Raw genomic sequence first — 14,272 nt, 5'->3', positions numbered from 1 at the left:
GCGGGGGCGGGTGGGCTTGTTCCGGTCCCGCGGGCGCAGGTCCTGGTCACCGTCCCGGTCCTGGCCCTGCTCGGCGCCACCGACGAACCGGCCGTCCTGGACGGGCACGGGCCGATCCCGCCCTCGATGGCCCGCCGCCTCATCGCCGACGGCGCCGGTTCCTTCCACCGGGTCCTGACCGACCCCCGGGACGGCGCCCCGCTGGAAATCGGCCGGACCAGCTACCGGCTCACGACGGCCCAGCGCCACTGGCTCCGGCTCCGCGACGGCCGATGCCCGTTCCCCGGCTGCGCCAACCACTCCCTGGACAACGAGGCAGACCACCTCCTGGCCTGGGCCGACGGCGGCACCACCGGTATCTCGAACCTGGGCCAGCCCTGCCCGAAACACCACCGGCTCAAACACGCCTCCGCCTGGACACCGTCCCGGGCCAGCAAAGACCACCCGCCGGGCTGGACCTCCCCGTCCGGACGGCACTATCCCAGCGAACACCAGGACTGGGACCCACCCCACTGGCCCGAGGACTGGCTGCCCCACATCCAGGCCACGGACGAACCCGGCCCGGAACCCGACCCCGACACCGACACAGGCCCCGATCAAGGCCAGCCCGCGGATCCGGGCCCAGGCCTGCCCCCGGACCCCTTCCCGGACTGGCACCAATTCACCGCCGGGCATCCACTGCCCGAGGCGGACACAGATGATCCGTACTGGCCAGCAACCCCGGCCGACCCCTATTCGGAATGGCTCCTGCTCCAATGTGCCTGACCGACTGTGCCTGACCGAGCAGTTGCCGGTCGTCGGTGAACGCGGTGTGGTCGTTGACTCGTTAGGGCGGCCCGTTTGCATCACAGAAGTTGCCGAGGTTCGCGTCGTGCCCCTCGGCACCGTCGATGCAGCTCACGCGATCGACGAAGGCGAGGGTTACCAGACAGTCTCCGAATGGCGCGTAGGCCACGAGCAAACGGATCCGCTACCGGAGAGAAACTACCCGAACACTTGAAGCGCCATCAGCGTTCCAGTTGAAGAGCGTTAGGTGCCAGAGCTGCGGCCGTTTGCGTGAAGGGTCGATTAGTCCATTGGCGCCCAAACTCTGCAGAGCCTCTCGAACTTTCCACGACGGAGGCGTTCCACCCGCAGCAACAGCTCGTTGCCAGTCCGCCGCGGCGTCCGCGGGACTGATTCCAACGGACTTCAGAGCTTCGTGATCACGAAGATCTACAATACGGTTGGCCTCTACATTGAACTGCAACACCTCACGACCGGGAGTGCGTTCGTCAGTGTGGGCGATCATTGCAGCGGCGACACCTTCAGGTGACGAACTTAGGTACAGCGTTGGGACCTCTGGCGGCGAATACCGGCCAGCAGACCGAGATCCCGCAAGAGCCGCGTCACGGTAGGCAGGATCCACAGCACGGTAGAACGAACCTTCTACAGTGCGCATCAGGGCACTTTCCCAACTGACAACTGGTTGGTCTCGCTGCATGGTTTCCTTATCCTTACAATTTAGTTCAGGGACGCCAGTGTTCTAGGTACGGGAGCCAATCGGCTTACGAAACTTCGAGGCGCCAGGAACTCGCTGCCAGCTCCACGAATAAGGCAATTTCCTGTTCCGGCTCTTGGTCCCCATACCGCGAGTGTCCGGCCGGACTAGGTGATGGGGACCGTCTGTGCTTTGCGGAGCTGGGCGATGCCGATGAGAGTGAGTGCGGCTGTGCCCAGCAGGACCAGGATCAACAAACCCAACAGCGGGAGCTCGTGGATGGCGAGCTGGGGAATGCGGCGCGAGGGCACTGCCAGAACGCCCACAAAGGCGCCGATCAGACCGAAGTAGCTGCCCGTCATGAAACTGCGGTGGGCCCTGATGTTTCTCTTCCAGATGGCCCACAGTCCCGCTGTTAGTGTGAAGAACGTCAGCACTGAGAGTGCGTGGAGCCAATTGAACCCGCCGTCGATGGTTCTGATTCCAAACGAGGTCAGCACCACGACATACATGGAAGCAGCCCAGATTCGGCCCACGATCCGATGAACGCGGCCGCCTTTTGTCCTGCGCAGCAGGTTCATGGCTCCGAAAATCAGTGAGTAGCTGGCGGCGATTGCGTGAAGTGAGATCAGAACGGTCCAGGAGGAAGGCATAGTCCGGAGCCTAGCTGACCGTGCCCAGAGGGTTCGGAACGGCCCACCTGGAGACCTTGCTGCAGACGTAATTTCCCTTCACAGCGGCTCTAAGTCACAGAGCGGGCCAAAAGGTCCCGTAGTGGGTTCCGTAAACGGATTGTTCATCGGGCATCTGGTTGGGGTGGCTGATCTACTCGGCCTGGCAGTCCCGCCGACACCACGGCTGATTCCTGCGCGCGGGCTGCCGGACAGTCCGTAACAGGTGGCGGTAGGGCCGTTGCTCAAGCCGTCCCTACTCCGGTGGATCCGTCACCAGGATGCGCACCGCGCACAGGTCCGTGGCCGCCTTCTTCAGCACTGCGGCGCGCGGATCCGGGACGTCGAGGAACGCCAGCCTCGGCCGTGCCGCGTATTGCTTCAGCACCGGTTCGGCGAGGACCTGCTCGGCAAGGGTCCGGTCGCCGCCGGGAGCCAGATACTCGATCGGGTGCTCCGCGAAAATCCGCCCGGCATGCTCCGCAACGGCCTCCACCAGCGCATCGGCCTGGTTCGCCCGGCGCCGGGCAAAGCGCTGCTGCGACCAGCCGCCCGCAGCCGTCCGGGACTGGACATGCCGTGTACCGGTCTTCGACGCGAGCACGGCGCCGCCGCTCACCACCGCCACCGAGTAACCGCCGCGGCGGACCAATACCGCCCCGATGCCCCGCGACTGGGAGGCCAGGGAAGCGAGGCGGGCGACGGCGTCGCCGCCGCGCCCAGGACGGCCGTCCACCGGCCATGGCGCCTGGAGCAGAGCCACGGCCCCGTCGGCGGCGCGCAGCTGCAGACCTGCGTCGAGCTCCTCCTCCACCAGTGCGCCGTGGCTCGCGGCGAAGCGGTCCACCCAGCCCGGCAGCCGGTCGCCGGAGACGAAGGCCACACGGGTGTCGGGGATTGTCATGGCGGGGTCTCCGTTATGAGGGTGTCTGGACAGGCGGGAACTAGAAGTAGCCTATCTATGTGGATGATCTCTTTGGCGCAGGGCGGGACGGCGGCGCCGCTACCGAGGATGACGGCGACGCTGACCAGACCGGCGAGAGCCGCCGGGTCTCCCCGCGGAGCCCCCTCGCCGTCCGGATGCGGCCCCGCACCCTCGATGATGTCGTGGGCCAGCAGCACCTACTCGGCCAAGGCTCGCCGCTGCGCCAGCTCGCCGCCGGCACGGACGCCACCGGCCCCGCGGGTCCCAGTTCACTGATCCTCTGGGGTCCTCCGGGTACCGGCAAGACCACCCTTGCCCATGTGATTGCCAAGGGCCCAGGGCGGAAGTTCGTCGAGCTCTCCGCCATCACCGCCGGCGTCAAGGACGTCCGCCGCGTGATGGACGAAGCCCTGACCGCGCGCGACCTGTTCAAGACCACCACCGTCCTCTTCCTGGATGAGATCCACCGCTTCAACAAGGCCCAGCAGGACGCCCTGTTGCCCGGCGTCGAGAACCGCTGGGTGGTCCTGGTCGCCGCGACCACCGAAAACCCCTCCTTCTCCGTCGTTTCCCCACTGCTGTCCCGCTCGCTGCTGCTGACCCTGAAACCGCTCACCGACGCCGACGTCGAGGGCCTTCTCCTGCGGGCCGCAACGGATGACCGCGGGCTCGGCGGCAAAGTGGAACTCAGCGACGAGGCCCTGGCACACCTCGTCCGGCTCTCCGGCGGGGACGCCCGGCGTGCGCTGACCGCGCTCGAGGCGGCGGCGGGCGTCGCGTTCGGGGACGCGGACGACACTGACGCAGTCGTAGCCGGCACAGCCAGCGGGGCGCCCGAGGCGGCCCCGGTGAAGATCGAGCTCAAGCACACGGAGCGCGCCCTGGATGTCGCCTCCGTCCGCTACGACCGGGCCGGGGACCAGCATTACGACGTCGCCAGCGCGTTCATCAAGTCGATCCGGGGTTCCGACGTCGATGCCGCGCTGCACTACCTTGCCCGGATGCTGGAGGCGGGTGAGGACCCCCGGTTCGTGGCCCGCAGGATCGTGATCTCGGCGGCCGAGGACGTCGGCATGGCTGACCCGACTGCGCTGCAGACCGCCGTCGCGGCGGCCCAGGCCGTACAGCTGATCGGCATGCCGGAAGGCCGCATCATCCTCGCCGAGGCCGTGGTGCATCTGGCCACCGCGCCGAAGTCCAACGCCGCGTACATGGGCATTAACCAGGCGATCGCCGACGTCCGAGCCGGGCTCGGGAACGGCATCCCCGCCCACCTTCGCGATGCCCACTACCCGGGCTCGAAACAGCTCGGCCACGGCAAGGGCTACAAGTACGCCCACGATGCCCCGCACGCCGTCGCCACGCAGCAGTACCCGCCGGACGACCTCGTCGGGCGCAACTACTACGAACCCACCGGCAACGGGGCCGAACGCGACATTGCCACCCGGCTCGAGCGGCTTCGGAGGATCATCCGCGGCACCTGAAAGGCACGTGGGCGGCAAGTGAACGCCCGTGACCTGCGGCTGGTCGGCGGCGGCCCGTGGCGCCGGAATCCGCCGTTGACATAGGGGCCAAGAGGTCTAACGTGGAATTACGGCGGCATGGATCTGCTGACCGTCCGTGCGGCGCAGGGGACAGCGCGGTCACATCGCTGGCTCCCTCGTTCCGGACCCCGGAACGGCAGCTGGCTTCGCTCCATCCCAGCTCATCCAGCGCGAGCGTTCCCGTCCCGTCCCCGGCAGGTGTCCCATGAGTATCAACTTCGTTACAGCCATGGCAGTGAAGTCCTTCGATGTGCCGGACAAGAAACGGTGCCCGGACAAGGCCGAATTCGACCTCTGCACAGTGAACGACTACTCGGTGGCCCGGCTGATCCTGGGCCCGGGCTGGCGGTGGTCGGAGAACACCAGACCCTACGAGCGGACCGACGTCTGCCTGCACCACCATCTCGGCTTCTGCATCTCCGGTGAAATGGAAGTCGAAACGGCCGAAGGGCTGCGCTCCACGATCCACGCCAACGACACCTACGCGATTCCGCCGGGACACGACGAATGGGTGGTGGGCCCGAAACCGTTCGTGGCCGTGGAATTCCTGGGCGCGGCGTCCTTCGGGCGCAGCGGTGTCCGGGGAGCGCACGCCAGAATCTGAGTTCGGTCCGCCGGCCGGATCTGGTAGGCTGGATCGTTGTCTGGCAAGGCACGGACGCACAATCCATGGAAACTTCGGTTCGATGAGGGTTGCCCTGTGCCCAGTAGCAAAAGGCAGCGGTTGGCCGATGCTCTCCATCGTGGAGGCCAGTAACACTGACACACCGCAGATATTGGAAGGACACAAGTGGCTAACAACACTCGTGCTCGCCGTACCGCACGCCTTTCGCGTGCACTCGGCATCGCTCTGACCCCCAAGGCCGCCAAGTACATGGAGCGCCGCCCGTACGGCCCCGGTGAGCATGGCCGTGCCCGCAAGAAGCAGGACTCCGACTACGCCGTACGTCTGCGCGAAAAGCAGCGTCTGCGCGCCCAGTACGGCATCCGCGAAGCCCAGATGACCCGTGCCTTCGAAGAAGCACGCCGCACCAAGGGCCTGACCGGTGAAAACCTGATCGAACTGCTCGAAATGCGTCTCGACGCCCTCGTGCTGCGTGCTGGCTTCGCCCGCACCATCGCCCAGGCCCGCCAGCTGGTTGTGCACCGCCACATCCTCGTTGACGGCATCCGCGTTGACCGCCCGTCTTTCCGCGTCGGCGAGGGCCAGCTGGTCCACGTTCACAGCCGCAGCGAGACCATGCCTCCGTTCCAGGTTGCAGCAGCCGGCGCTCACCGCGACGTCCTGCCGATCGTTCCGGCTTACCTGGACGTCAAGCTTGACGCCCTGCAGGCCCGCCTGGTGCGTCGCCCCAAGCGCTCCGAGATCCCCGTGACCTGCGAAGAGCAGCTCGTCGTGGAATTCTACGCACGCTAATTCAAAAGGCATCACCTACAAAGAAGCCCGTGGCAAGCGCCGCGGGCTTCTTTGTATGTAAGGTACTTGGGGGAGTTCCCCGGGAGCCGGTTCGGCTTGCCGGATTTAACTGTCGGCGAAACCGTCGGAACCCGACGCAACAAGCAGGTATCCACTGCAGTTCAAGGAGATGAGTGTCTATGTCTGGTGGCGATATTGCCGGCCTGATCGCGGCTGGAGTGTTTGCACTGCTGGTCCTGCTGCTCGCCGTGCCGATCCTGAAGCTCGGGGGAGTGTTCGACGAAATGCGGACCACCATCCGCTCCATCAGCGACGGCGCCACCCCGCTCATGGACGAGGTCACCGCGACGGTGACCACCACCAACGAGCAGCTGAAGAAGGTTGACGGCATCTCCTCGAACGTCTCGGACGCCTCCGCCAACATCTCGGCGCTGTCCTCGCTCATGGCCGCCACCGTGGGCTCGCCGCTGATCAAGGTGGCAGCCTTCAGCTACGGCGTGCGCTCCGCCTTCAGCACCCGCAAAAAGCCCGCCACCGGCCGCCGCAGCCGCTAAACCCTCCGGGAGCACCTGACATGAACAGAATCATCTGGATGGGAATCGGCGTCGCGATCGGCGTTATCGCCTTCCGCAAAGTCACCGAAGCGCAGTCCGCCCTCGGCCCCGAAGGCCTGAACCGGGCCGTCGGACGGCTGACGGACGGCCTGCTCGACTTCGCCGATGCGGTCCGCGATGGCATGGGCGAGCGGGAGTCAGAACTCCGCACGGCCCTCGGGATCGAGACGGCAACGGACCTCGCCGCCGGCGGCACTGTCGCCCGCCGGGATGCGGTCCGGCGCTAGCCGGGAGAGAATTAGTAAGTAAGGTGCCCGTCACCGGGGGTGACGGCGCGCCGACGCCCCCGGTGACGGGTACCAGATTGACGGGCCCGGATCAGTGCCGGTCCTCAGCTTGTCCCGCGCAGCACAGACGCGGGCCACATAACGCAGTGAATATTGAAGGGTAAGAAAACAGCTCATGAAGTCGCAGGAGATCACCAAGCGCTGGATCGACTTTTTTGTCAGCAAGGGGCACACCGCCGTCCCCTCCGCCTCCCTGGTCTCCAGCGACCCGTCCCTGCTGTTTACGGTCGCCGGCATGGTCCCGTTCATCCCGTACCTGACCGCCCGTGAGGAGGCCCCCTACCAGCGGGCCACCAGTGTGCAGAAGTGCATCCGGACCGGTGACATCGAGGAAGTGGGCAAAACCGCCCGCCACGGCACGTTCTTCCAGATGTGCGGCAACTTCTCCTTTGGCGACTACTTCAAGGAAGACGCCATCAAGTTCGCGTGGGAGCTCCTGACCACCAGCGTGGACGACGGCGGGTACGGACTGCCGCCGGAGCGGCTCTGGGTCACCGTCTATGAAGAGGACGACGAGGCCGAGCAGCTGTGGCTGAAGAACACCGGCATGCCGGCCGAGCGGATCCAGCGCATGGGCAAGTCCGACAACTACTGGTCCACCGGCCAGCCCGGCCCCGCCGGTCCCTGCTCGGAGATCTACTACGACCGCGGCCCGTCCTACGGCGTCGAGGGCGGCCCCATCGCCGATGAAAACCGCTACGTCGAGATCTGGAACCTCGTGTTCATGCAGTACCAGATCGACAACGTCCGCTCCAAGGTGGATTTCGACATCACCGGAGAACTGCCCAAGAAGAACATCGACACGGGCCTGGGCATGGAGCGCCTCGCGATGATCCTCCAGGACGTCGAGAACATGTACGAGACGGACCAGGTCCGCCCCGTGATCGACCGGGCCGCGGCCCTCTCCGGCCGGGAATACACCTCCGCGGAGTCCGCCGAGGACCCGCACCACACTGACGACGTCCGCATGCGCGTCGTTGCCGACCACATCCGCTCGGCCCTCATGCTGATCGCCGACGGCGTGACCCCCTCCAACGAGGGCCGCGGCTACGTGCTGCGCCGCCTGATCCGCCGGGCCGTCCGCTCCATGCGCCTGCTCGGCGTCGAAAAAGCCTGCCTGCCGGAACTGCTGCCGGCCTCGCGGGACGCCATGAAGGGTGTCTACCCGATCGTCGAGACCGACTTCGAACGCATCAGCCGGATTGCCTACGCCGAAGAGAAGGCGTTCCTGCGCACCATCGCCTCCGGCACCGCCCGCCTCGAGGACGCCGTCAAGGAATCCAAGGCCGCCAACCAGCCGCTCTCCGGCGCCGACGCCTTTGCCCTGCATGACACCTACGGCTTCCCGATCGACCTCACCTTGGAAATGGCCGAAGAGGCCGGGCTGAAAGTCGACGAGCCCGAGTTCCGCAAGCTCATGCTCGAGCAGCGCCAGCGCGCCCAGGCCGACGCCAAGGGCAAGAAGGGGTCGCACGCTGACCTCAGCGCGTTCCAGGAGCTGCTGTCCGCCGGCGAGACAGTCTTCACCGGCTACACCGAGCTCCAGGGCGAGTCCAAGGTCCGCGGCATCCTCTCCGGCGGCCGGAAGGTCGCCCAGGCCTCGACCGGCGATGAAATCGAACTGGTCCTGGCCGAGACGCCGTTCTACGCCGAAGCCGGCGGCCAGGCTGCCGACACCGGGCTGATCACCGGCGACGGCTTCGTCGTCGAGGTCCTGGATGTCCAGCGCCCCGTCAAGGGCCTCAGCGTCCACAAGGCAATCGTCCGCGAAGGCGAAATCGGTGCCGACTCGCTGGTTCAGGCCGCCGTGGACCGGGAACGCCGCCACGCCGCTGAGCAGGCCCACACCGGCACGCACATTGTGCACGCTGCCCTGCACCAGATCCTCGGCCCGGAGGCCCTGCAGCGCGGCTCCTTCAACAAGGCCGGCTACCTGCGCTTCGACTTCGCCTGGGGTGAGGGCCTGAGCGCCGCCACCCGGTCCGAGATCGAGGAAGTCTCCAACATCGCCATCCGCAACAACTTCCAGGTGGAAACCAGGATCATGGGGCTCGCCGAGGCCAAGGCGCTCGGCGCCATGGCACTGTTCGGCGAGAACTACGGCAACGAGGTCCGCGTCGTGGAAATCGACGGCGCCTGGTCCCGGGAACTCTGCGGCGGCACCCACGTCGAGAACACCTCGCTGATCGGCAGCCTGTCACTGCTCGGCGAACAGTCGGTCGGCTCAGGAAACCGCCGTGTCGAAGCCTTCGTGGGCATGGACGCGTTCCGGCACCTGGCCGCGGAGCGGGCGCTCGTCACCGAGCTCACGGAAATGCTGAAGGTTCCCTCCGGGCTGCTCGCGGACCGGATTTCCAGCACCCTGACCAAGCTCAAGACGGCCGAGAAGGAACTCGAGCGGCTGCGCAAGGAGCAGCTCACGGCCGCCGCAGCCCAGCTGGTCGGCACCGCCCAGGATGCCGCCGGCGTCAAGGTCATCGCGCACGACGCCGGCCAGGTCAGCGGCGCGGACGACCTGCGCGGCCTGGCCCTGGACCTGCGGACGCGTCTCGGGTCCGAGCCCGCCGCCGTCGCGGTAGCCGGTGTCAGCAACGACCGTCCCGTGATCCTGATCGCCACCAACGAAGCCGCCCGGGCAGCCGGAGTCAAGGCCGGTGCCCTGGTGCGCCTCGCCGCAGGCATCCTCGGCGGCGGTGGTGGCGGCAAGGACGACGTCGCCCAGGGCGGCGGGACCGACGCCGCCAAGGTCGGTGCTGCCCTCGGCGCTGTCGTGGACGCCATTACCAGGCGATAGCGGATCCCACGTGTCTGAAGCTGCTGTGGCCGGCGTCTATCCCCGGGGCGTGAAGCTCGGGGTGGACGTCGGCACCGTCCGTGTGGGCGTAGCCGTCTGCGACCCCGACGGAATCCTGGCGACGCCGCTGCGCACTCTGGCGCGGAACGTGAAAAAGAACACCGACGTGCGAATCCTGGCCGCCCTGGCCGCGGAACTGGGCGCCGTGGAGATTTTCGTGGGACTGCCGCGCACCATGAAAGGCGAAGAGCACGCCTCCGCCAGGATGGCGACCGAGTACGCACAGCTGCTGGTACTGGCCCTGCAGGACGCCGGATCCGAGGTGCCCGTGCGCCTGGTTGACGAACGGCTCAGCACCGTGAGCGCCCACCGCAACCTGCACGAAGCTGGCATGAGCAGCAGGAATCACCGTACAGTTGTTGATCAGGTTGCGGCGGCAGGTATTCTGCAACATGCGATTGATATGCAAAAGGCCAGGGGAACGGAGGTCGGAAACCGCGTGTACGCGGAGTCTGCGCCGGGGCCGACCGGAGGCGGCGCACAGACCGGCCCGGCAGTACAGACGCACTCTTCAGAACATGGAAGGCTACAGTGAGCCCGGTCAACAGTGATGACTCCTCCGGTGACGCCCTTGGTGGCGCCGGCCGACCGCTGACGCGCAAAGAAATCCGGGCCCGGGAAAAGCTTCTGGCCACCCAGGGCCACAACGTGATCCCGCCGCAGGCTTTTGAGGCGGGACCGGACGTTCCGACGCCGGCACCGGCACCAACGCCGGCACCGGCAGAGGACAGCCTGCCGCAGTCCGCACCGGAACTTCCCGACGCGGCACCGACCGTGCACGAAGAAGCCGTTCGTGAAGGGCCGGTGCGTGAAGAGCCGGTGCGCGAAGAAGCCGTACGTGAAGAGCCCGTGCACGAAGAGCCGGTGCACGAAGAGCCGGTGCGCGAAGAAGCCGTGCGTGAAGAGCCGGTGCATGAAGACTTCACCCAGCTGATCCCTGTCCGCGATGTACCAGGCCACGAGGCACCTTCCCGCGACGAGCCCGTCCGCGAAGACGCTGGCCACGAGGACGTCGTCTATGCGTCAGCGGGCGGGCTCGGCCACGCGGCCAGCCACGATGCGGCTGCCCATGACGCCGGCGTCCACGATGGCTACGCTCCGCACCCCCACGACGAGGCCGACCATCTCTACGGCAACTCCGGTGACCCCCAGGCACAGCCGCACCCGGAAGCCGAGTACCACGGCGACCCGGGCGAGGAGCTGATGGCCGGAGCAGCCCGCTACGACAAGGGACCGTCCAAGAAGGTCCGCCGTAGGCGCCGCTTCCTGGCACTGGTGCTGACCCTGACGGTCTTCGTCGTCGCAATCGCCGTCGGCGCACAGTTCCTCAAGCCCCTCCTCGGCGGAGACACCATGGCCGACTACCCCGGCCCCGGAACCGGTGAAGTCACCATCACGATCGAACCCGGCGCCGGAACGCGGTCCGTGGCCACCGAACTTCAGTCGAAAAAGGTCGTGGCCAACGCGGACACCTTCCTCAAGGAGTTCACCGCTTCCGGCGGTGCCCTGAACCCCGGCACGTTCTCGATGCGCCAGGAAATGAAGAACTCCGATGCCGTGGATGTCCTGCTCAACAAGGGCCAGAGCAAGGTCATGTACTTTGCGCTCAGCGCCGGGCTGCGGATCGGCGAATCCCTGCAAGCGATTTCCGAGGGCACCGGGATTCCTGTTCAGGACCTGAAAGCGCTCAGCGATGCGCCCGCACAGTTCGGTGTCCCGGCCAAAGCCAAGAACCTCGAGGGCTACTTGGCGCCGGGGGAGTACCGCTTCCCGTTGGGCTCCTCCGCCAAGGACATTTTGCAGAAGCTCGTCGGCAGCACCCAGGATGAACTCAAGGCCCAGGGCGTTACCGATCCCGCGAAACAGTACGACGTCGTGACGGTGGCCAGCATCGTCCAGGCCGAAGGTGGCCAGGCCGAATATGGTGACGTCGCCGGCGCCATCTACAACCGCCTCAAGCCCAACAACACCGAGACCAACGGGCTCATCCAGTCCGATGCCACCGTCACCTACGGCCTGGGCATCCGCAGCTTCCACATCGACGAGGCCCAGAAGGCTGACAAGTCGAACCCTTACAACACCTACGCCAACCAGGGGCTGCCCGCCGGACCCATCGGTTCCCCCGGCAAGACGGCCATTGACGCCGCCGCCAAGCCCAAGTCCAACAGCTTCCTCTACTGGGTCACCATCAACCTGGACACCAAGGAGACCAAGTTCTCCAAGACGCTGGCGGAACACAACGGCTACGTGGCGCAGTACAACGCCTGGTGCGAGGCCAACCCGGGACGCTGCGTATGACGCTGCGGGCGGCCGTCCTCGGGCATCCCATCAGCCATTCGAAGTCGCCCGCGCTGCACCGGGCCGCGTACGCCCACCTGGGCGTAGATATCGCCTACTCCGCCATTGACGTGACCGAGGCCGCCCTGCCCGATTTCATGAGGCAGGTCAGGGACGAGGTGCGCGCTGAGGGTTCCTGGCGCGGCCTGTCGGTCACCATGCCGCTCAAATCGGCCATGGTGGCGGAAGTGGACGAGGTCCGTGGCGTGGGGCGCGCCCTCGGGGTCGTCAACACGGTTGCGTTCGAATCCGACGGCGGCAGTGCCGGCCACACGCGATTGGTCGCGTACAACACCGACGTCACCGGGATCGTCAACGCGCTCCGGCACGCGGGGGCAGCCTCGGCGCCCACCGCCGTGATCCTCGGCGGGGGCGGGACCGCGGCAGCAGCCATCGCGGCGCTCAAGGAATTGGGGTCGGTGTCCGCCGAAGTGTTCGTCCGCGATGTCAGCCGTGCGGCAGAGGCCCGCGCAGCCTCCGCCGCCGTCGGCGTCCCCATCCGGGTGCTTCCCCTCGCCGGGGCGGCAGCTGCTGTCGCCGCGGCCGACGTCGTCATCTCCACGCTGCCGCCGCGCGCGGCAGACGCACTGGCCGAAGAGCTGGTGGCGAAACGTCCAGGAGAACTGCCTCCGCATGGCAGCCCGGGCGTCCTCCTGGACGTCGCCTATGATCCATGGCCCAGCCGGATCGCCGCGGTCTGGCAGGAAGCCGGCGGCACGGTGGTCCCCGGACTGGAAATGCTGATCTACCAGGCCGTGGAGCAGGTACGGCACTTCACCGGGCTGGGCGAGGCCCTCCCTACCGGTGTCACAGATGTGATGTGTGACGCAGTCGGGGCGCCCCGACGGGTGTTCTAACCGCCCGACATGGCAGGATGGAATGTATGTTGCGTTGGTTGACTGCCGGAGAATCCCATGGCCCGGCACTGGTCGGAATAATTGAAGGCGTGCCCGCCGGTGTGGAACTCACCAGCGCCCACATCAGCGAGGCGCTGGCCCGCCGCCGGCTCGGCTATGGCCGCGGCGCCCGGATGAAATTCGAGCAGGACGTGGTCACGATCCTCGGCGGAGTCCGCCACGGCCTGACCCAGGGCGGCCCCGTCGCCATCCAGGTCGGCAACACCGAATGGCCCAAGTGGGAACAGATCATGTCCTCCGATCCCGTGGAGCCCGAAATCCTGGCCGACCAGGCCCGGAACGCCCCGCTGACGCGCCCGCGGCCCGGCCACGCAGACTTCACCGGCATGCAGAAATACGGCTTCGACGAGGCCCGCCCGGTCCTGGAGCGCGCCAGCGCCCGCGAGACGGCCACGAGGGTGGCGCTCGGCACGGTCGCCGCGGCCTTCCTCAAGCAGCTCGGCATCGAGCTCGTCTCCCACACCGTATCCATCGCCAGCGTCGCCGTGCCGGAGGGCCGGCCGCTGCCGGTGCCGGGGAACGTGATCGCCTTGGATGCCGACCCGCTGCGCTGCTTCGACCGCGAAACCTCGGACGCCATGGTGGCCGAGGTCGACGTCGCGCACAAGGAAGGCGAGACCCTCGGCGGCGTCGTCGAAGTGCTTGCCTACGGCCTCCCGCCGGGACTCGGCAGCTACGTGCACTGGGACCGGCGCCTCGACTCGCGTCTGGCGGCGGCCCTCATGGGCATCCAGGCCATCAAGGGCGTTGAAGTCGGCGACGGCTTCCTTACCGCCGCGCGCCGGGGCTCCGCCGCCCACGACGAGATCGTCAAGGACGCGGACGGCAAGATCATCCGTACCTCCAACCGCGCAGGCGGGATCGAGGGCGGCATGAGCATCGGCGATGTCCTGCGCGTCCGTGCCGCCATGAAACCGATCGCCACCGTACCCCGCGCGCTCAGGACGGTCGACGTCAGCACAGGGGAGGCCGCCAAGGCCCACCACCAGCGCTCCGACGTCTGTGCCGTGCCGGCCGCCGGCGTGGTGGCCGAGGCCATGGTGGCCCTCGTGATCGCCGAAGCGGTCGCGGAAAAATTCGGCGGTGACTCCGTGCAGGAGACCGCGCGCAACATCAAGGGTTACCTGGACAGCATTCCGGCGTCCCTGGACTCGATCGGCCACTAGTGCCGGCCGGGAAAACCGACGGGCCCTCCGCCGCGGCGGCGCCCGCGGCAAATAACGTTG

Annotated in this window: 15 protein-coding genes; 12 read left to right on the top strand and 3 right to left on the bottom strand. The window is 67.1% G+C overall.

What is annotated here, in order from left to right; all coding sequences use genetic code 11:
* Positions 1-765, top strand: a 765-nt coding sequence (locus AC1DGD_RS13325; protein ID WP_476857090.1) for an HNH endonuclease signature motif containing protein, incomplete at its 5' end; no start/stop codon positions are given.
* Positions 698-1,000: an ASCH domain-containing protein gene (locus tag AC1DGD_RS13320; RefSeq protein ID WP_476857089.1), complete on the top strand. Its 303-nt coding sequence runs from the start codon at positions 698-700 to the stop codon at positions 998-1,000. The genes AC1DGD_RS13325 and AC1DGD_RS13320, both read left to right, overlap by 68 nt.
* Here the strand turns inward: AC1DGD_RS13320 and AC1DGD_RS13315 are convergent.
* The 3 genes from AC1DGD_RS13315 to AC1DGD_RS13305 all read right to left on the bottom strand — a co-directional run bounded on the left by AC1DGD_RS13315 (position 971) and on the right by AC1DGD_RS13305 (position 3,055).
* On the bottom strand, positions 971-1,441 hold the full coding sequence (locus AC1DGD_RS13315; protein ID WP_476857088.1) for an RES family NAD+ phosphorylase: 471 nt from the start codon (positions 1,439-1,441) through the stop codon (positions 971-973). The two genes, AC1DGD_RS13320 and AC1DGD_RS13315, sit on opposite strands and share 30 nt — an antisense overlap.
* A 206-nt stretch (positions 1,442-1,647) precedes the next feature.
* On the bottom strand, positions 1,648-2,133 hold the full coding sequence (locus AC1DGD_RS13310) for a DUF2306 domain-containing protein (RefSeq protein WP_476857087.1): 486 nt from the start codon (positions 2,131-2,133) through the stop codon (positions 1,648-1,650).
* Between the two features lie 274 nt (positions 2,134-2,407).
* The gene (locus AC1DGD_RS13305) at positions 2,408-3,055 is read right to left on the bottom strand and encodes an acVLRF1 family peptidyl-tRNA hydrolase (RefSeq protein ID WP_476857086.1); all 648 of its coding nucleotides are present in this window, start codon (positions 3,053-3,055) and stop codon (positions 2,408-2,410) included.
* Between the two features lie 59 nt (positions 3,056-3,114).
* Between AC1DGD_RS13305 and AC1DGD_RS13300 the strand changes: the two genes are divergently transcribed.
* From AC1DGD_RS13300 to aroC, 10 genes are all read left to right on the top strand, one after another.
* Positions 3,115-4,560: a replication-associated recombination protein A gene (locus AC1DGD_RS13300; RefSeq protein ID WP_476857085.1), complete on the top strand. Its 1,446-nt coding sequence runs from the start codon at positions 3,115-3,117 to the stop codon at positions 4,558-4,560.
* A gap of 265 nt (positions 4,561-4,825) precedes the next feature.
* The gene (locus AC1DGD_RS13295; protein WP_028276474.1) at positions 4,826-5,224 is read left to right on the top strand and encodes a cupin domain-containing protein; all 399 of its coding nucleotides are present in this window, start codon (positions 4,826-4,828) and stop codon (positions 5,222-5,224) included.
* Positions 5,225-5,410: 186 nt separating this feature from the next.
* Positions 5,411-6,037, top strand: a complete 627-nt coding sequence (gene rpsD, locus AC1DGD_RS13290; protein ID WP_018773157.1) for a 30S ribosomal protein S4 — start codon at positions 5,411-5,413, stop codon at positions 6,035-6,037.
* A 179-nt stretch (positions 6,038-6,216) separates the two neighbouring features.
* Positions 6,217-6,591, top strand: a complete 375-nt coding sequence (locus AC1DGD_RS13285) for a DUF948 domain-containing protein (protein WP_018773156.1) — start codon at positions 6,217-6,219, stop codon at positions 6,589-6,591.
* Between the two features lie 20 nt (positions 6,592-6,611).
* Positions 6,612-6,878: a DUF6167 family protein gene (locus tag AC1DGD_RS13280; protein ID WP_253906754.1), complete on the top strand. Its 267-nt coding sequence runs from the start codon at positions 6,612-6,614 to the stop codon at positions 6,876-6,878.
* A 175-nt stretch (positions 6,879-7,053) separates the two neighbouring features.
* Positions 7,054-9,732 (top strand): alanine--tRNA ligase, encoded by a 2,679-nt coding sequence (alaS, locus tag AC1DGD_RS13275; protein WP_476857084.1) that lies wholly within the window; start codon positions 7,054-7,056, stop codon positions 9,730-9,732.
* 10 nt (positions 9,733-9,742) lie between these two features.
* The gene (ruvX, locus tag AC1DGD_RS13270) at positions 9,743-10,327 is read left to right on the top strand and encodes a Holliday junction resolvase RuvX (protein WP_223916695.1); all 585 of its coding nucleotides are present in this window, start codon (positions 9,743-9,745) and stop codon (positions 10,325-10,327) included.
* Positions 10,324-12,090, top strand: a complete 1,767-nt coding sequence (gene mltG / locus AC1DGD_RS13265; RefSeq protein ID WP_476857083.1) for an endolytic transglycosylase MltG — start codon at positions 10,324-10,326, stop codon at positions 12,088-12,090. Before ruvX ends, mltG begins: the two co-directional genes overlap by 4 nt.
* Entirely contained in the window at positions 12,087-12,986 is a 900-nt protein-coding gene (locus AC1DGD_RS13260; RefSeq protein WP_476857082.1) for a shikimate dehydrogenase, read from the top strand. Before mltG ends, AC1DGD_RS13260 begins: the two co-directional genes overlap by 4 nt.
* Positions 12,987-13,012: 26 nt before the next feature.
* The gene (gene aroC, locus AC1DGD_RS13255) at positions 13,013-14,212 is read left to right on the top strand and encodes a chorismate synthase (RefSeq protein ID WP_026266381.1); all 1,200 of its coding nucleotides are present in this window, start codon (positions 13,013-13,015) and stop codon (positions 14,210-14,212) included.
* Positions 14,213-14,272 lie beyond the last annotated feature (60 nt).

The sequence above is a fragment of the Arthrobacter sp. 05T45 genome (assembly GCF_056395875.1).
This window is presented reverse-complemented; position numbering and strand designations above follow the sequence as displayed.